17 protein-coding genes and 1 tRNA gene are annotated in these 17,731 nt (G+C 65.5%); 9 read left to right on the top strand and 9 right to left on the bottom strand.

The genetic code is table 11. The features are described 5' to 3' along the window. Window positions 1-31 precede the first annotated feature (31 nt). The 4 genes from PAF18_RS04740 to PAF18_RS04755 all read left to right on the top strand — a co-directional run bounded on the left by PAF18_RS04740 (window position 32) and on the right by PAF18_RS04755 (window position 5,272). On the top strand, window positions 32-1,171 hold the full coding sequence (locus PAF18_RS04740) for a microcin C ABC transporter permease YejB (RefSeq protein WP_271117471.1): 1,140 nt from the start codon (window positions 32-34) through the stop codon (window positions 1,169-1,171). Then, complete coding sequence (locus PAF18_RS04745; protein ID WP_271117472.1) at window positions 1,171-2,274, top strand: ABC transporter permease; 1,104 nt, start codon at window positions 1,171-1,173, stop codon at window positions 2,272-2,274. The genes PAF18_RS04740 and PAF18_RS04745 overlap by 1 nt, the downstream gene beginning before the upstream one ends. Window positions 2,275-2,426: 152 nt before the next feature. Next, a complete protein-coding gene (locus PAF18_RS04750) occupies window positions 2,427-4,049 on the top strand; it encodes an ABC transporter ATP-binding protein (protein WP_271118055.1) in 1,623 nt (540 codons plus the stop codon). Continuing rightward, window positions 4,046-5,272, top strand: a complete 1,227-nt coding sequence (locus PAF18_RS04755) for a glycosyltransferase (RefSeq protein ID WP_271117473.1) — start codon at window positions 4,046-4,048, stop codon at window positions 5,270-5,272. The genes PAF18_RS04750 and PAF18_RS04755 overlap by 4 nt, the downstream gene beginning before the upstream one ends. A 51-nt stretch (window positions 5,273-5,323) precedes the next feature. Here the strand turns inward: PAF18_RS04755 and PAF18_RS04760 are convergent, their stop codons facing one another. The 3 genes from PAF18_RS04760 to PAF18_RS04770 are packed head-to-tail and all read right to left on the bottom strand — an operon-like array spanning window position 5,324 to window position 7,640. Further along, on the bottom strand, window positions 5,324-6,631 hold the full coding sequence (locus tag PAF18_RS04760; RefSeq protein WP_271117474.1) for a sensor histidine kinase: 1,308 nt from the start codon (window positions 6,629-6,631) through the stop codon (window positions 5,324-5,326). Beyond that, entirely contained in the window at window positions 6,628-7,314 is a 687-nt protein-coding gene (locus tag PAF18_RS04765) for a response regulator transcription factor (protein WP_271117475.1), read from the bottom strand. The genes PAF18_RS04760 and PAF18_RS04765 overlap by 4 nt, the downstream gene beginning before the upstream one ends. Continuing rightward, window positions 7,314-7,640 (bottom strand): PepSY domain-containing protein, encoded by a 327-nt coding sequence (locus PAF18_RS04770; protein ID WP_271117476.1) that lies wholly within the window; start codon window positions 7,638-7,640, stop codon window positions 7,314-7,316. The genes PAF18_RS04765 and PAF18_RS04770 overlap by 1 nt, the downstream gene beginning before the upstream one ends. Window positions 7,641-7,764: 124 nt before the next feature. On the opposite strand from PAF18_RS04770, the gene PAF18_RS04775 reads away from it, so the two are divergent. Then, window positions 7,765-8,652 carry a hypothetical protein gene (locus PAF18_RS04775; RefSeq protein WP_271117477.1) on the top strand — a complete coding sequence of 296 codons (888 nt, stop codon included), beginning with the start codon at window positions 7,765-7,767 and terminating at the stop codon, window positions 8,650-8,652. Between the two features lie 48 nt (window positions 8,653-8,700). Here PAF18_RS04775 and PAF18_RS04780 read toward each other — a convergent pair whose 3' ends face one another. From PAF18_RS04780 to PAF18_RS04790, 3 genes are read right to left on the bottom strand one after another with little or no spacing between them, the layout of a single operon-like run. Next, window positions 8,701-9,165 (bottom strand): CinA family protein, encoded by a 465-nt coding sequence (locus tag PAF18_RS04780; RefSeq protein ID WP_271117478.1) that lies wholly within the window; start codon window positions 9,163-9,165, stop codon window positions 8,701-8,703. Continuing rightward, window positions 9,162-9,653 (bottom strand): phosphatidylglycerophosphatase A family protein, encoded by a 492-nt coding sequence (locus PAF18_RS04785; protein ID WP_271117479.1) that lies wholly within the window; start codon window positions 9,651-9,653, stop codon window positions 9,162-9,164. The genes PAF18_RS04780 and PAF18_RS04785 overlap by 4 nt, the downstream gene beginning before the upstream one ends. Before the next feature lie 3 nt (window positions 9,654-9,656). Further along, complete coding sequence (locus PAF18_RS04790; RefSeq protein ID WP_271117480.1) at window positions 9,657-10,796, bottom strand: bifunctional 2-C-methyl-D-erythritol 4-phosphate cytidylyltransferase/2-C-methyl-D-erythritol 2,4-cyclodiphosphate synthase; 1,140 nt, start codon at window positions 10,794-10,796, stop codon at window positions 9,657-9,659. A 146-nt stretch (window positions 10,797-10,942) separates the two neighbouring features. Here PAF18_RS04790 and PAF18_RS04795 point away from each other — a divergent pair, with 146 nt between their 5' ends. The 4 genes from PAF18_RS04795 to PAF18_RS04810 all read left to right on the top strand — a co-directional run bounded on the left by PAF18_RS04795 (window position 10,943) and on the right by PAF18_RS04810 (window position 14,085). Next, a complete protein-coding gene (locus tag PAF18_RS04795; RefSeq protein WP_271118056.1) occupies window positions 10,943-11,803 on the top strand; it encodes a putative selenate ABC transporter substrate-binding protein in 861 nt (286 codons plus the stop codon). Then, a complete protein-coding gene (locus PAF18_RS04800) occupies window positions 11,800-12,459 on the top strand; it encodes a phosphonate ABC transporter ATP-binding protein (RefSeq protein ID WP_353620682.1) in 660 nt (219 codons plus the stop codon). Before PAF18_RS04795 ends, PAF18_RS04800 begins: the two co-directional genes overlap by 4 nt. Next, window positions 12,452-13,981, top strand: a complete 1,530-nt coding sequence (locus tag PAF18_RS04805) for a PhnE/PtxC family ABC transporter permease (protein WP_271117481.1) — start codon at window positions 12,452-12,454, stop codon at window positions 13,979-13,981. The genes PAF18_RS04800 and PAF18_RS04805 overlap by 8 nt, the downstream gene beginning before the upstream one ends. Before the next feature lie 10 nt (window positions 13,982-13,991). Next, a tRNA-Sec gene (locus PAF18_RS04810) sits at window positions 13,992-14,085 on the top strand. 14 nt (window positions 14,086-14,099) lie between these two features. On the opposite strand, the gene PAF18_RS04815 is transcribed toward PAF18_RS04810, so the two are convergent. From PAF18_RS04815 to PAF18_RS04825, 3 genes are all read right to left on the bottom strand, one after another. After that, window positions 14,100-14,981, bottom strand: coding sequence for an ABC transporter permease (locus tag PAF18_RS04815; RefSeq protein ID WP_271117482.1), 882 nt, complete (start codon window positions 14,979-14,981; stop codon window positions 14,100-14,102). Between the two features lie 20 nt (window positions 14,982-15,001). Further along, the gene (locus tag PAF18_RS04820) at window positions 15,002-15,952 is read right to left on the bottom strand and encodes an ABC transporter permease (protein ID WP_271117483.1); all 951 of its coding nucleotides are present in this window, start codon (window positions 15,950-15,952) and stop codon (window positions 15,002-15,004) included. A gap of 74 nt (window positions 15,953-16,026) precedes the next feature. Continuing rightward, window positions 16,027-17,688 (bottom strand): peptide ABC transporter substrate-binding protein, encoded by a 1,662-nt coding sequence (locus tag PAF18_RS04825; RefSeq protein WP_271117484.1) that lies wholly within the window; start codon window positions 17,686-17,688, stop codon window positions 16,027-16,029. Window positions 17,689-17,731 lie beyond the last annotated feature (43 nt).

Here is a 17,731-nt window from a genome sequence, read left to right on the forward strand (position 1 = left end):
ACCGGCCGGGAAAAAAAGCGGGCAAAGGGGCATGGCAGCCTATATCCTTCGGCGCTTGATGCTGATCATTCCGACGCTGATCGGGATCATGCTGGTGAATTTCGCCCTGATCCAGTTCGTGCCGGGCGGTCCGATCGAGCAGGTGATCGCGCGGGTTCAGGGCGAGGGCGACAGTTTCGCAAATATCGCCGACAGCAGCGGCGGCGGGGGCGGCGGCATCGAATATGCCGGCGCGCAGGGCCTGCCGCCCGAGCTTCTCGATGAGCTGGAATTGCAGATGGGCTTTGCCGAAATCGTTTGCGAGGACGATTTTACCGGAGAGCCTAGCCTGGAGGCCGAGCAATGCCGGAAGGAACAGGTCGGCGCGGCCCGCCGCTTCGGCATGATGCTGGTGAATTACCTGACCTTCGATTTCGGCGAGAGCTGGTTCCGTTCGGCCGGGGTGGTCGATGAGGTGCTGCGCACATTGCCGGTCTCGATCACGCTCGGGCTGTGGTCGACGCTGCTGGCCTATCTGATCTCGATCCCGCTCGGCATCCGCAAGGCGGTGCGCGACGGCACCCCTTTCGACACCTGGACCTCCAGCGCGATCGTGGTGGCCTATGCGATCCCGGCCTTTCTGTTCGCCGTGGTGCTGATCACGCTGTTTGCGGGCGGCACCTATTGGAAGATCTTTCCGCTGCGGGGCCTGACCAGCAACGATTTCGAGACGTTGTCGCTGTTCGGCAAAATCAAGGACTATCTCTGGCATATCGCGCTGCCGGTGATTTCGATGTCGATTTCGGGCTTTGCGACGCTGACCCTGCTCACCAAGAACAGCTTTCTCGACGAGATCAACAAGCAATATGTGATGACCGCCCGCGCCAAGGGGCTGACCGAGCGGCGTGTGCTGTATGGTCACGTGTTCCGCAACGCGATGCTGATCATCATCGCGGGGTTTCCGGGGATGCTGCTGGCGATCCTGTTCGGCGCCTCGATCCTGATCGAGACGATTTTCTCGCTGGACGGGCTTGGCCGTCTGGGCTTCGAGGCGGTGGTGCAGCGCGACTATCCGCTGGTTTTCGGAACGCTTTACATCTTCGGGCTGCTCGGGCTGGTGATCGGGCTGATCTCTGACCTGATGTATGTGATCGTCGATCCCCGGATCGATTTCGAGAAGAGGGCCGGCTGATGGCGATGTCCGAGCTCAACCGCCGCCGCTGGCGCAATTTCCGGTCGAACAAGCGGGCCTTCTGGTCGCTGATCCTGTTCTCGATCCTGTTCGGGCTGTCGCTCTTTGCCGAGCTGATCGCCAATGACAAGCCGATCATCGCCTCTTATCGCGGCGAGCTGCATTTCCCGATCTATCGCTTCTACCCTGAGACCGAATTCGGCGGCGAGTTCGCAACCGAGGCGGTCTATACCGATCCGGCGGTGCAATGCCTGATCGTGTCGGGCGGGCGCGAGGATTGCTGGGACGATCCCGAAGGCTTCATCGCCGCGGTCGAGGATGGCAGCGCGCAGATCTCCGAAGACGAGAAAGGCTGGATGATCTGGCCGATCATTCCCTATCACTACCGCACGACCAACAATGTCGGTCCGGCGCCGAGCGCGCCCGACGGCGATCATTGGCTGGGCACCGACGCGACCTCGCGCGATGTCGCGGCGCGGACGATCTATGGATTCCGCACTTCGGTGCTGTTCACGCTGATCGTGACATCGATCGCTTCGGTGATCGGCGTGGCGATGGGCGCGGTGCAGGGCTATTTCGGGGGGCGTACCGACATCATCATGCAGCGCATCCTCGAGATCTGGCAGAACGTCCCGGTGCTTTATGTCATCATCATCATGTTCGCGATTTTCGGGCGCGGCTTCGGACTTCTGGTCTTCATCATGATCCTGTTCGGCTGGCCCGCGCTTGTGGCCGTCGTGCGCGCCGAGTTCCTGCGGGCGCGGAATTTCGAGTATGTCCGCGCCGCGCGCGCCCTCGGGGTGGGGGACCGCAAGATCATGTTCCGTCATATCCTGCCCAACGCGATGGTGGCGACGCTGACCATGCTGCCCTTCGTGGTGACCGGCACCATCTCGTCGCTGGCGGCGCTGGATTACCTGGGCTATGGCCTGCCGACGAGCGCGCCGAGCCTGGGCGAGCTGGCGCTCGTCGCCAAGCAGAATCTCAAGGCGCCCTGGCTGGCCTTTACCGCCTTTCTGACCTTCGCCATCATGCTGTCGCTTCTGGTCTTCATCTTCGAAGGCGTGCGCGATGCGTTCGACCCGCGAAAGACCTTCAAATGACGCGCCCCGACGACAAAGACCCGCATCTGCCCCCCGAGATCGAGACAGAGAATCTTGCGCCCGGTATGCCGCCTCCGCCGGTGGATGTTGAACACGAGGTGGACCAGCCCGCCGACGAGACCGGCACCGCGCCGCCGCCCAATGCCGATGAGATGGTGGTCCATCCCGGCGGGCTGCCCGATGACGTGGTGTTGGATGTGCGCGATCTTCGGATCAGCTTCAGCCAGGACGGAAACGTCATCCCGGCGGTGCGCGGGGTGAGCTTTCAGATCGGGCGCGGCGAAACCGTGGCGCTTGTCGGCGAATCCGGCTCGGGCAAATCGGTCACGGCGCTGTCGACGGTGCAGCTTCTGGGCGACTCGGCGAAGCTGGACGGTCATATCTCTTACGAGGGGCGCGAGCTGGTCGGCGCCCCGGAAAAGCTGCTGCGCGGCATCCGCGGCAACGATATCAGCTTCATCTTTCAAGAGCCGATGCTCTCGCTGAACCCGCTGCACACGCTGGAGAAGCAGATTTCCGAAAGCATCCGCCTGCATCAGGGGCTGCGCGGTCCGGCGGTGCGGGCGCGGATCATCGAGCTTTTGACGCGGGTCGGGATCCGCGATCCCGAGACCCGGCTTGCCGATTATCCGCATCAGCTTTCGGGCGGGCAGCGTCAGCGGGTGATGATCGCCATGGCGCTGGCCAACGGTCCCGAGCTTCTGATCGCGGATGAGCCGACCACCGCGCTGGATGTGACGATTCAGGCGCAGATCCTCGACCTGCTGGACGAGCTGAAGCGCGAAGAGGGGCTGTCGATGCTGTTCATCAGCCATGATCTCGGGCTGGTGCGGCGGATTGCGGACCGGGTCTGCGTGATGAAGGACGGGGTCATCGTCGAGCAGGGGCCGACCCGGGCGATCTTCGACGATCCGCGCCACCCCTACACCCGAAAACTGCTCGCCGCCGAGCCGCAGGGACGCGCCCTCGACCTGCCCGAGGGGGCCGAGACACTGGTCGAGACCAAGGATCTCAGGGTGTGGTTCCCGATCCAGCGCGGTTTCCTGCGCCGCACCATCGGTCACGTCAAGGCGGTGAACGGCGCCTCGCTCTCGGTGCGCGCGGGCGAGACGCTGGGGATCGTGGGTGAATCCGGTTCGGGTAAGACGACGCTGGCGCTGGCGATCATGCGGCTGATCGAAAGCGACGGGCCGATCCTTTATCTTGGCGACGATATTTCCGACTGGAAGGCGCGCCAGCTTCGCCGCTTGCGCCGGGACATGCAGATCGTGTTCCAGGACCCGTTCGGAAGCCTGTCGCCCCGCATGACGGTGGAAGAGATCATCGCCGAAGGGCTGGGGGTTCACGGCATCGAAAAGGGGCGCAACCGCCGCGAGATGGTTGCAGAGATCATGGCGGAGGTCGGGCTGAAGCCCGAATCGATGCATCGCTATCCGCATGAGTTCTCGGGCGGGCAGCGCCAGCGCATCGCGATCGCGCGGGCGATGATCCTGCGCCCGCGCGTGGTCGTGCTGGACGAGCCGACAAGCGCGCTCGACATGACCGTGCAGGTTCAGATCGTCGAGTTGCTGCGCCGGCTGCAACGCGATCACGGGCTGGCCTTTCTGTTCATCAGCCACGATCTCCGGGTGGTGCGCGCCATGTCGCATCAGATCATGGTGATGCGCGCCGGTGAAGTCGTCGAGCAGGGCAGCACGGCGCAGATCTTTGATGCGCCGAAAAGCGATTATACGCGAACGCTGATGAACGCCGCCTTCCGCGACAAGGCGTCATGAAGATCCTGTTCGTCCACCAGAATTTTCCCGGTCAGTTCCTGCATCTCGCCCCCGCGCTCGCCCGTCGCGGGCATGAGGTGCTGGCGCTGACCGATCTCAAGAACGAGCGGCCAAGCCCGGTGCGGGTGGTGAAATACAAGACCCCGGGCGAGACGCGCTGCGGCCAGTCCCTGGCGCGGAGCTATGCCGATCACGTCGAGCGCGGCTATCTGGCGGCGCGGGGCGCTCGGGCCCTGCGCGACCGGCATGGTTATGTGCCCGACGTGATCTTTGGCCATTCCGGCTGGGGCGAGACGCTGTTTCTGCGCGAGATCTGGCCTGATGCGACGCTGTTGATCTATGCCGAGCTGATGTATCGCACGCGCGGGCATGACGTTGCCTTCGACCCCGAGACGACGCAGGATGCCGATCTGGCGCGGTTCAGCAGCGTGGCGCGGAATGCGCATCTGGCGCTTGGCATCCTGCAATGCGACGCGGCGCTTTCGCCGACGCGCTATCAGGCCGAAAGCTTCCCGCCCGAGCTGCAAAGCAAGATCACCGTGATCCATGACGGAATCGACACCGACAAGATGCGCCCGGACCCGGAGGCGCGCTTCACCCTGCCCAGCGGGCTTGTGCTGCGCGCGGGTGACGAGGTGCTGAGCTATGTGTCTCGCTCGCTCGAACCCTATCGCGGCTTTCACAGCTTCATGCGCGCGCTGCCGCAGGTCATGGCAGAGCGGCCCGGGGCGCAGGTGGTGGTGATCGGCGGAGACGGGGTGAGCTATGGCCGCAAACCGCCCGATGCCGAGAGCTGGAAGGCGAAGATGCTGGCCGAGACCGGGGGGCGCATCGATCTCGACCGGGTGCATTTTCTGGGCCGGGTCAGTTACGGCGATTACCGGAGGGTCATCCAGCTCGCGCGGGTGCATTGCTATCTGACCTATCCGTTCGTGCTGTCCTGGTCGCTGACCGAGGCGATGGCGGCGGGGGCCTATATCGTGGCTTCGGACACGGCGCCGGTGCAAGAGCTGATCCGCGATGGCGAGAACGGGCGGCTCGTGCCGTTCTTCGACTGCGAGCGGATCGCGCAGGCGCTGATCCGCGGGCTCTCCGGCAGCGACCCGGAGGCCGGAGCGATCCGCGCGGCGGCACGGCAGACGATCCTCGACAGCTATGATCTGAGGCGGCAGAGTCTGCCGAAGCTGATCGACTGGGTGGAGCGTTTCGGGCCGAAACGCTGAGCGGTCAGGGGGCATCGCGCGCAGCCGATGCGCAAGGGGCGGCGAGGCCGCTTATCCCGGCAGCGTGATCCGCGCCGCCAGTCCGCCCAGTTCCGCATCGCGACCGAGTTGCAATCCGCCGCCATTCAGCGCCGCGAGATCGGCCACGATGGCCAGGCCCAGCCCGGCCCCCGCGCCGCGTTCATCGAGCCGCGTGCCGCGTGACAGGGCCCGCGCGTGATCCGCATCGGCCATGCCCGGGCCGTCATCGGCGATAAGCAGGCGGGTCTGGCCGGGCGCGGCCTCGGCGCGGATGGAAATGTGGCGCGTGGCCCATCTCGTGGCGTTCTCCAGCAGATTGCCCATCATTTCCTGCGCATCCTCCTGTTCGACCGGCAATGTCAGCCCGACCGGAATATCGCGCATGACCGTTATCCCACGTTCTTCCAGCTGACGGCGCAGCACCAGCAGGACATCGTCCAGCACCGCATCGAGCGGAGTGACCTGACCCAGCACCCGCCGCCCTCCGGCGCTGCGGGCGCGTTTCAGATGCCACGCCACCTGCCGGTCCATGCGGGCGATCATGGCTTGACCGGGATCGTCGGGCGCAAGCTCTCCCTGGAGCGACATGAGCGGCGTTTTCAGGGAATGGGCGAGATTGCCGATCTGCTCGCGCGTCCGGGACAACTGCTCGCGGTTCTGAGCCAGCAGAGCGTTAATCTCTGCCGCGACGGGCTGAAGCTCCGAGACATCCGGGCGGGGCAGGGTTGCCGCCTTGCCCTCGCGCACCGAGCGCAGATCGCGGCCCATCCGGCGCAGGGATGACAGTCCCGCCGTCACCTGCACGATCACCGCCGCCGCCAGACCGGTCCCCAGAAGCGCCAGGGTGAGCGCCAGCGGATGGCGGACCGAGGCGAGCGCGGCGTCGATTTCGGCGCGCGGGGCGGTAACGACGACATTCAGCGCCTCGTCGCTGCCGGGAACGGTAAAGGCGCGCCCGGTCAGTCGCAGCGTCGCGCCATCGGGGCCTTGCGCCGCGACGCCCATCGCCTCGCCCGGGGCCGGAAGCGTGCCGTCATAAAGCGACTCGGAACTGGCGAAGCTGCTGCCATCCGCCGCGATCTGCCAGTACCAGCCCGAGAGCGGCGCCGAAAATCGCGGATCTCCGGGCACTGCGTAAAGCTGCGCCAGCCCCTGCGCGTCAGCCCGAGTCGCGGCGATCAGGGCATCGGCAATGGCGGCGGTTTCGGCATCGAAACGGGCGGTGATGAAGCGTTCCAGAACGCCGCCGATCACCAGATATGCGGCCAGAAGCGCCGCCGTCAGCCACGCCGCCGACAGCCACAACAGCCGTCCCCGGATCGAGTGCCAGCCGATCAATCCTCTGCCGCCTTCTGCCCGGATCGGGTCGCGCGCAGCACATAGCCCTCGCCGCGCCGGGTCTCGATCACGCCATCTCCGATCTTCTTGCGCAGCCGCCCGATCACCACCTCGATGGATTTGAAATCGCGATCCGCCTGCGCATCATAGAGATGATCCGACAATTCCGCGCGCGAGACGACGCGGTTCTTGTGATGGATCAGATAGGACAGGATCCGGGTCTCGAAGGCGGTCAGCCGCAGAGGCACTCCATCGCGGGTGATGACGCCAAGCTGGCTGTCCAGCGACAGCGCGCCCGCCGGGATCACGGGCTGCGCATGGCCTGCCGCGCGGCGCACAAGGGTCTGAGCGCGGATCACCACCTCGTCCAGCCGGAACGGCTTGACCGCATAGTCATCGGCGCCGGCGCGGAACCCGGCCACCTTATCGGCCCACTCGCCGCGCGCCGTCAGGATCAGCACCGGCATCGAGATGCCCTGAGCGCGCCAGCTTTCCAGCACCTCGATCCCCGACAATCCCGGCAGGCCAAGATCGAGCACCGCAACATCATAGGTTTCGGTCGCGCCGAGAAATTCGCCCTCTTCGCCATCCGACGCATGGTCAGTCACGAAGCCTGCATCGCGCAGCGCCTGCACAAGCTGGTCCGACAGGGTCGGGTCATCCTCGATGATGAGGCAGCGCATTATCGCTCCTTTCGCGTCTGTGGCGGCACCCGCGCCGCGATCAGCCCGCGCCCGCGCACATCCAGCACCCGCCCGGTCATTGCGTCCAGCCTGATGCGGATCACGTTGCGCTGCGGCGAGATCAGGGTCAGCTCGTGGACGAGATCGGTGCCGAGCGCATATTCGAACGGATCGGGCGGGTCGAGCCGCGCCGCGAGCAGGCGTCCCTCATAGCGCGCAGCGATGATCGTCACGACGTCGTGAAGCGGCAGCGGCAGCGGCTGCCGCGGCGGCTCGGCGGCCAGTGGCAGGCTCAGCGCCAGCCATGTCAGGACGATGCGAAGCATGCGATAAGCCTAGCCGGGTGAAGATAAACGGAATCCAAATGGCTCATTGGTGAATGGTTCGCAATCGATTCGCTAGACCGTCTTCATCGGAGGCGATGCCTCTGCGAGTTTGAAAGGAAAAGACATGAGCAATTATTTCAAGACATCCGTGGCCGCCCTGGCTCTCGTCGCCGTGTTCGGCAGCGATCTGGCAATGGCGCAGAGCAGCACGGGCAGCGAAGCCGGGGATCAGCCGCAAGCGCAGATGCAGACCCAGCCGGCCCCTGCCGATGATCCTGCCGAGGTCGAGATCCCCGAGATCCTTCAGGGTCCGGGGTTCAGCGACGTCACAAGCCGCGAAGGGCCGCGAGGTTCGACGATCCTGCAGGGCAGCCTGACAGAGAGCGGCAAGGATTTCGACGCGATGCTGAACCCTGAGGGCGAGCTGGTCGCGGCGCGCACCGCAGAAGGCACTGCGCTGCCGGATGAGCTGATCGAGTCGCTTCTGCCCGAGGCGGTCCGCAACCACCCCGTGACTGCCGAAATCACCGAGCTGAATGCCATCGGCACGCGCGAGGGTTCGATGATGATCTCGGGTCAGGACGAGTCGGGCGACGCGCTGCGCATCGCCTTCGATGACGCGGGCGAGCTGATCCATTTCGAACGCGGCGACGGGATGCGTCACGGCCCGAAGGGCGAGATGCGCGGCGATAAGGGTCCGAAAGACGGCCAGCGCGGTGAGCGTGGCAAGCATGGCGATGGGCCGCGCGGCGACGGGCCTCGCGACGCAGAGCGCCGCGGTAACGCTCCGCGCGATCCGGGCCGCGACGGGGCGTCCGCCCCGGATGCGGGCGCTGCACCGTCGCCCGAGGGCGCGCTGCGCGACCGGCTGGGCGAAGCGGGTTACACCGATCTTGGCCGCGTGAACCCGCAGGACGATGGCGCCACGGTCGAGGCGGTGAATCCTCAGGGTGAGCCTGTCACGCTGACGCTTGACGAAAATGGCGAGGTGACACGCGAAACCTCGCGCTGATCCAGCGTCGGACGAATACAGGGCGCGGCCTTCCGGCCGCGCCGCTGTCTAGGCCAGCGCGCGCATCATCATCCGCAGCGCATGTTCGACCGTGGCTGCGCGCACCTCCTGCCGTCCGATTGCGCCGAAATCGACCGTCTCGCTTTGTGTCCCTGTCTGGGTCGCGATGCCGAAACAGACCCGTCCCTCGGGTTTATGCGCCGAGCCGCCCGGCCCGGCGATCCCGGTCACCGCAACCGCCAGCCCCGCGGCGCTGCGGGCCAGAGCGCCGGCGGCCATCTCGGCGGCGGTCTCTTCGCTGACGGCGCCATATGTTTCGAGCGTTTCGGCGCGAACGCCCAGCATCTCCTGCTTGGCGGCGTTGGAATAGGTGACGAAGCCTCGATCCACCACATCGGACGATCCCGGCACCGCCGTCAGCGCCGCCGAGATCAGCCCGCCGGTGCAGCTCTCGGCGGTGGCGATCATCAGCCCGCGCGCGCGCGCCGCGTCGAGCAGGGCGGCGGCGCTCACATCAGCACCAGATGGCTGAACGCCGCGGCGATCATCACCGCGATCCCGGCAAAGAGCCCGGCCAGCAGATCGTCATACATCACCCCGCGCACACCGCCGCGCCGGTCCGCCCGGCCAATGATCCACGGCTTCCAGATGTCGAAAAGCCGGAAGAAGATCAGCGCCGCCAGCCAGCCGGGATAGGGAAAATTCGTCGCGTCGAGCCCGGCATACCAGAAGCCGAAGGACGGAAAGCACAGCGCCAGCCATTGCCCCGCCACCTCGTCGATCACGATCTCCGAGCGGTCGGGATCCTCCATCCCCTTCGTATAGCGCGGCACCGCCCAGAACCCGGCCAGCGTCACCGCGAGCGTTGCCACAAGCAGCAGCGGGAAATGTCCCACCCAATGGATCAGCACACCAAGAGCGACGGCGACCACCGATGCCCATGTGCCGGGGGCCGGGCGCATCTGGCCGGCACCGAACCAGGTGCAGAGCAGCTTTTCCATCTCTCACCCTCCGATCAGCGTGGCGGTGGCGATGGCGGCAATCCCTTCGCCGCGCCCGGTGAAGCCCAGCTGTTCCGAGGTGGTGGCCTTGACCGAGACCCGCGTCGGCTCGATGCCGATGATCGCCGCCAGACGGGCTTGCATGGCGCGGGCATGGGGGCCGATCCTGGGCGCCTCGCAGATCAGCGTGACATCGGCATTGCCGATGCGGAACCCCTTTTCGCGCGCCATACCCGCCGCGTGGCGCAGGAAGATTTCGCTGTCAGCACCTTTCCACTGCGGATCGCTGGGCGGGAAATGGCGGCCGATATCACCCTCGGCGAGCGCCCCGTAAATGGCGTCGGTCAGCGCATGCATGCCGACATCGGCATCGGAATGCCCGGACAGGCCGCGATCGTGATGTATGTGAACGCCGCAGAGCGTGACGTGATCGCCCTCGTCAAAGCCATGCACGTCGAAACCATTGCCGAGCCGAATATCCATGGCGCCCCTCATGATGCGGCGGGCGCGGTCCATATCCGGCCCGTAGGTGAGTTTCAGATTATCTTCCGAACCGGCGGTGATGGCCACCTCATATCCGGCTTTCAGCGCCAGCTCGACATCGTCTGCGGCATCGCCCGAATGGGTGCGATGCGCGGCGAGGATCACGTCCAGCCGGAAACCCTGCGGGGTCTGGGCGCGGAACAGCCCGTCACGCGGTTGTATCCCGGCGACATTGCCCTTCGCACCCCGCCAGAGCGCATCGCTGACCGGGATGCCCGGCGCTGCCGCAACCGCGCCTGCGCGCAGCGCGTCGAGAACGCCTGCGAGCACCTCTGTCCCGACCAGGGGACGGGCACCGTCATGGATCAGCACATGGGTGACATCGCTGCCCTCTAGCAGTTCAAGCCCGGCGCGCACACTGGCCGCCCGGCTCTCGCCGCCCGCGACCAGTGTCACCGCCCCGGCAAGTTCCTCGGCGCCGCGCGCCATGTCCTCGGGATGCAGCACCACGACGATGCGGCCGAAACCGGCAAACGCAGCGATGCTGCGCGAGAGGACGCTCGCGCCGTCCAGCTCGCGCCACTGTTTCGGCGGCCCGCCCATGCGGGCGCCGCGTCCGGCGGCGGTGATGATGACGGCGATATGGTCCAGATCCTGCATGGCGCCTGATCTAAGCCAGCCGCGCCTGCCGCGCAATCACATGAGGAGCGGGCGCGGCGTGATGCGGATCTGTCGCGTTGCGTGCCTCGTCAACCCCATCGCGGCGCGGTATAAGCAGGCCGTTCCACCGTAAACGGATGACCACCATGTTTCTACGCGCTGCCCTGACTGCCGCTGCTCTCGTTCTGGCCGGATTGTCCTTGGCCGGGGCGCAGACCTTCTATTTCTCGGCCATTCCCGACGAAGACGACACGGCACTCAAGACCCGCTTCGACCGTGTCGCTGCCTATCTGGAGGAGGAACTTGGCGTCGATGTCGCCTTCCTGCCGGTCAAGAATTACGGCGCCTCGGTCACCGCCTTCCGCAACGATCAGGTGCAGCTGGCCTGGTTCGGCGGTCTGACAGGGGTGCAGGCGCGGCTGGCGACGCCGGGGGCGCGGGCCATTGCGCAGGGCGTCGAGGATCAGAGCTTCGTGACCTATTTCATCGCCAATGAGGCGACCGGGCTGACCCCTTCGGAAAGCTTCCCGCAGGAAATGCGCGGCCACAGCTTTACTTTCGGTGCCAAGACCTCGACCTCGGGGCGGTTGATGCCGGAATATCACCTGCGCCAGGAGACGGGCGAGGCGCCCGAGGCGTTTTTCGACCGTGTCGGCTTCTCGGGCGACCATGCCCAGACGCTGCGTCTCGTGGCCAGCGGGGCCTATGAGGTCGGGGCGCTGAATTTCTCGGTCTATGACAAGGCGGTTGAGGATGGGCTGCCCGAGGTCGAGACCGCGCCGATCATCTGGAAGACCCCGCCATATCCCGATTACAACTGGACCATTCGCGGCGATGTCGATGAGCGCTTCGGCGAGGGCTTTGCCGAGCGTGTTCAGCAGGCCCTGCTCGATATGGACGACCCCGATCTGCTGGCCAGCTTCCCGCGCTCGGGCTTCGTCCCCGCCGAGAATGCGGATTACGCCCCGATCGAAGCCGTCGCGCGGGAGCTTGGCCTGATCGAATGATGGTTAGGCTGGATGACGCCACGCTTGGCTATGCCGGGAAAACCGTGCTTCGCGGGATCAGCATCTCGCTGGAGCCCGGCGAGCGCGTCGTTCTGCTGGGTCCGTCCGGGGCAGGGAAATCCACCCTGCTGAACGCGATTTACGCGCAGCTTGCCGGGCAAGACGCGCGCGTGGCTTTCGTCCCGCAGCATCACGGTCTGGTGCCGCAGCTTTCGGTGCGGCGCAATGTCTATATGGGTCGGCTCGACGATCACACTGCGGCGGTCAACCTGTCGCGTCTGATCTTTCTGCCGCGCCAGATCCGGGCCGAGATCGAGGCGATCCTGTCGCAGCTCGGTCTCGCCGGGCTCGCCGAGCGCCCGGTCGAGGCGCTTTCGGGCGGCCAGCAACAGCGCACCGCACTTGCACGGGCGCTCTATCGCGGGGGCAGGGCAATTCTCGCCGACGAGCCGGTTTCGGCCATCGACCCGGTGCGGTCCCGCGAGGCGCTGAGGCTCATCGCGGGGCGGTTCGACACGGCCCTGATTGCGCTGCACGACGTGACGCTCGCGCGGGAATTCGCCACCCGCATCGTCGGGCTGCGCGATGGCGGGATCATGTTCGACCGACCCGCGAGCAGGCTGGATGATCGAGACATCGCGGCGCTCTATGGCTGAGCGGCTGTCGCCCATGCGCGTGGTGGCGGGGTTTACCGCCGTCGCGGTCCTTGCGTTGCCGGTCGCGGATCTGGAACTCGCGGGCCATGATCCGTGGGCGATGATCGGCCGGATGCTATCCGGGTTCGCCCGGCCCGATTTCGGCGCGGTCGAGGCGCTTTCCCGTGCGCTGGCGATGACCGTGGCCTTCGCCGTGGCCGGGGTGGCGCTGGGCGCTGCGGCGGGGCTGGCCCTCGCCCCGTTCTATGACCGTGCCGTGCCGCGGGCGCTTTGCGTGGCGCTGCGCTCGGTGCATGAGATCTTCTGGGCGCTGCTGCTGATCCAGGCCATCGGCATTGGCGCCCCGGCGGGAGTGCTGGCGCTGGCGCTGCCCTATGCGGGGATCTTTGCCAAGGTCTTTGCCGAACAGATCGAAGAGGCCGATCCGCGCCCGTCTTGCGCCTTGCCGCCACGCAGCGATGCGGTCTCGCGCTTTGCCTATGCCGCCATGCCGCTGATCCGCGCCCCGATGCTGGCCTATTGCCTCTATCGGCTGGAATGCGGAATGCGGGCGAGCGCGGTGATCGGCTTCATCGGGCTGCCGACGCTCGGCTTTCAGCTGGACAGTTTCTTCCGCAAGGGAGATTACGGCGCGGCTTCGGCGGTGCTGATCTGTTACATCGTGATGATCGCGACGCTGAGATGGTGGATGCGCCCGCGTCTCGCGCCGCTGTGGATCGTGGCGTCGGTCGCGATGCTGGCCACGCTGAACGCGCCGCCGATGGGCGAGGGCGCGCTGTGGCGTTTCCTGTCGCAGGACATCATCCCGCAGCCCCTGCGCGGCGGCGAGGGTCCGGCCGGGCTGATACCGTGGTTGCAGGAGATCACGCTGTCCGAGATCGGTCCGGGGTTGTGGAACACGCTGATCGCGACGCAGATCGCGCTCGTGCTGACCGGGCTGATCGCATTTCTCAGCTTTGGCAGCACCATCACCGCCATTGCCGGGCGTTGGGGCAGCGTGATCGGGCATCTGGCTCTGGTCGTGCTGCGCAGCCTGCCGGAATATATGCTGGCCTATCTGTTCCTGCAAATCTTCGGGCCGTCGCTCCTGCCCGCGATCCTGGCGCTCGGGCTGCATAACGGCGCGATCATCGGCCATCTTCTCGGGCGCGAGGCCGATGCGCTGATCCCCGGATTGCGCGCCGACCATCCGCGCGGGCTGCTTCTCTGGGGGTGGGAGCTGGTTCCGCGCATCTTCGGGCGTTTCCTGGCCTTGTGCCTTTACCGATGGGAGATCATCCTGCGCGAAAGTGCCGTGATGGGCATTCTCGGCATCGCCACGCTCGGGTTCTTCATCGACAGCGCCCTGGCCGAGCTGCGCATCGACCGCGCGGTGGTGCTGCTGATCGCCATCGCATTCTCAAGCGCGGTGATCGACCGGATCTCGGTCCGGGTGCGGGCGCGGATGAAGCTGCCGAAGCTGAGCGATGCCGATTGCGCAACCGATCCAGGTCCGCTTGCCGCGCGGACCAACCCGGTATAGCGTCGCCCGCGGAAGAGCGACATTCCCGGTGGGGTGCCCGGACTTCAAATCCGGAGGGGGGCGCGCGGCGTCTCCGGTGGGTTCGACTCCCGCCTCTTCCGCCACGCTTCCGCGACGATCACACCGGATCGCTGCGCACATCGAGCGCGTCGCGCAGCCCGTCACCGATAAAATTGAAGCTGGTCACGGCGATGGTGATCGCGATGCCCGGCACGATGGCGAGCCAGGGCGCGCTGCCCAGATATTGCTGCGCCCCGTTCAGCAGGTTCCCCCAGCTTGGCAACGGAGGCTGGATCCCGTAGCCCAGAAAGCTGATATAGGCTTCGAGCAGGATGGCGCGGGCGACGGTCAGGCTGGCGGCCACGATGATCGGGCCGATCACGTTGGGCAGCACCTCGCGGAACATGATGTGCCACTGGCTCAGCCCCAGCATCCGCCCGGCCTCGACAAATTCGCGCTCGCGCAGCGAACGGGTCTCGGCCTCGACGATGCGGGCGATCTCCATCCAGCTGGTGACGGCGATGATGATGGTGATCATGACCGGCGACGGTTCCATCAGCGCGGCCAGAACCAGAACGAGGAAGATCGACGGAAAGGCAAGGAATGCGTCGGTCAGCCGCATCAGGATGGTCGCGGTCCAGCCACCGCGATAGCCGGCGAGGATCCCGACAAGCGCCCCGATCGCCGTCGACAGCAGCATCGCAGCAAAGCCGACGAGCAGCGAAATCCGCCCCGCCATCAGCAGCCGCGCGGCGATGTCGCGCCCCAGCGGGTCGGTGCCGAGATAATGGTCCCCGGTCAACGGCGGCGCGAAACGTGCGCGCAGGTCGATATAGAGTGAATCATAGGGCAGCAGATAGGGCCCGAAGACGCAGGCCAGCGTCAGCAGCGTAATCATCGCCAGCCCGGTCAGCGCCAGCCGGTGATTACGGAAACGCCGCGCGGCGCGGCTGTTCCACCAGCGTTGCCTCGGGGCGGGATCGGTGAGGGCGTCAGACATGAAAGCTCCTTTCCACCGCTTCAGCCGAGACGAATGCGCGGATCGACAAGCGCGACGACGATATCGGCGATGAGGTTGCCGATCACGACGAAGAGCGCCGAGAACATCAGCAGCCCCATGACCACCGGGTAGTCGCTGTAACCGAGGCTGTCGAGAAACAGACGTCCCATGCCGGGCCATGTGAACACGGTCTCGGTGACAAGCGCGCCGCTCATGATATTGGGAAGCTGCATCCCAGCGAGCGTGATCATGGGCAGCAGCGCGTTGCCCACGACATGTTTCATCACCACGCGCCGCTCGCTCAGCCCTTTTGCGCGGGCCGTCTTGACGAAATCCTGGTTGATGACGTCGAGCGTCGCGGTCCGCATATAGCGGCTCCAGATGGCGACATTGACCAGCGACAGAACGATGCTGGGCAGGATGAGGTGGTGCAGATAGTCCAGAACGGACTGATCGCCGATCGTGTACATGTTGCCGGCGGGAAGCCAGCCGAGTTCGAGCGAGAAGATATAGATGCCGACCAGTCCGAACCAGAAGGTCGGGATCGACAGCGCGACCATCGCGCCGATCGTTGCCACGTAATCGAAGGTCGAATAGCGATGCGTCGCGCCACGGATGCCCAGCCATGTGCCCACGGCGATGGCGATGGCGGTCGATGTGCCCATCAGCAGAAGCGTCGCGCCCAGATGCCGCATGATGACCTGCAAGACCGGTGTCCCATCGCGGAACGAGCGGCCCCAATCCCCGGTAACCAGATGTCCGGCCCAGTCCAGATATTGCACGGGCAGGGGGCGATCCAGGCCCATCTGCTCGGCCAGCCGGTCGATATCGGCCTGGGTCATTCCCGGGTCCAGCGCGAATTGCGCCAGCGGGCCACCCGGGATCAGGTTCAGCACCGTGAAGCCGACGATCGAGACGATGATCAGCAGCACGAGGCTCTGCCAGAGCCGGTTCAGCAGAAAGCCGAGCATGTCACCCCCTTGCGCCTTGGTGATTTGCGGATCAGCCGCCGCCCCGTCGTGTCAGGCGGGGCGGCGGCCACGGCTTATTCCGCCCAGTACCAGCTTGCGGCGTTCCACGATTCGGTCCGCGTGTTGGTGTTGGGCGTCACGTTCTCGAGCCCGGCCTTCCAGCCGCGCACTTCGGAATTGGCGTAAAGCGGCAGGAAGGGCAGATCTTCGCGGATGATCTCCTGAACCTCGAAATAGAGCGCCTTGCGCTCTTCGGGGTCGAAGACCTGCGTGCCCTGTGCCAGCAACTCGTCCACCCGCTCATTGCGATATTGTGCAACATTGGAGCCGGATCCGCCCGCGGCGGGGATCGAGTTCGACCCGAAGCGGCTTGTGACATCCGGGTCGGTGCCGATCAGATAGGTGATGCCAACGACCACGGAATCGAACTGCGATTGCTGCCAGAACTCGCCCCAGATCACCGCGGCGGGCAGGTTCGAGATGGTCATCTCGACGCCGATCTCGCGAAAGGTCTGTTGCAGGAATTGCTGGGTCTGCTCGCGCAGGTGATTGCCCGACGTCGTCGAGTTTTCGAAGGCCAGACGAACGCCGTCCTTTTCGCGGATCCCGTCGCCGCCGCGTTCCCAGCCGGCTTCGTCGAGGATCCGGTTGGCCTCGTCGAGGTTGAATTCTTGCTGCGGGAGGTCCGGGTTATAATAGAACGAGGCCTGCGGCATGAAGGTCTCTGTCGGTGTCGGCAACCCGTAATAGAGCGCGTCGATGATCGAGGCCTTGTCGATGGCCGCGTAAAGCGCCTGACGCACGGCGAGATCCTGGAATTGCGGGCGTTCCTGATTGAGATAGATCCCCTCGACCGAGCTTGCGGGCACGACCTCGATCACGCGGTCGGACAGGGTCTGCGCCTCGGCATAGTTGTCCGGGGTGATATACTGGCGGCCCACAACGTCGATATCGCCGCTTTTGAACTGGGTATAAAGCACCGTCAGATCGGGAATATACTTGAAAATCAGCTCTTCGAGATAGGGGCCTTCGCCGAAATATTCGGTATTGGCGCTGAGCTGGATATTGTCCCCCGCGACACGGTTGCTCCATTTGAAAGGCCCGGTGCCGATCGGAGCCTCGTTGAATGAGGCTGTATTCGGGTCTTCGGCACCTTCGAGGATGTGCTTCGGCACCATGAAGGTCTCGGTGAGGAAGTTGAGATAGGGCGAGAAGGGCTCTTCCATCCGCCAGGTGATCTCGGTCGGCGACACGACGGTGATGTCACGCAGCAGCGAATGACCGGTGGTCCGCCAGGCGCGGAAATCCGGATTGACGATCAGCTCCAGCGTGAATTTCACATCCTCGGCGGTGAAGGGCTCGCCATCATGCCAGGTGACGTCGTCGCGCAGCTTGATGCGCCACTCCAGACCGTCCTCGGAGATGCCGCCATTTTCCTGCGACGGCACTTCGGTGGCCAGGTTGGGTACGATCTCGCCCTCGGGATTGATGCGGAACAGCGCGTCGAACAGGGCGAAATGCACGCCGTCATCGACTTCGATCTTGACCATGAGCGGGTTGAAGACGGTCGGTTCCTGAGAAAGTCCGACGATCACGCGCCCGGTCGGCGCGGCGGGCGGTTCCTGTGCGAAAGCGGGTCGGCCGAGCAGATTTGGCGCAAGCAGCGCTGCCGTGCCCGCAGCGCCCATCAGTCCGAGCGCACCGCGCCGCGTGGTTCCTGTTTTCCTTGTGGTCATGGTCATCCTCCCTTGTGGTGACTCGGGCCGGTCCGGCCCGTGT

The sequence above is a fragment of the Paracoccus sediminicola genome, assembly GCF_027912835.1.
In the GTDB taxonomy this organism is placed as follows: Bacteria; Pseudomonadota; Alphaproteobacteria; order Rhodobacterales; family Rhodobacteraceae; genus Paracoccus; species Paracoccus sediminicola.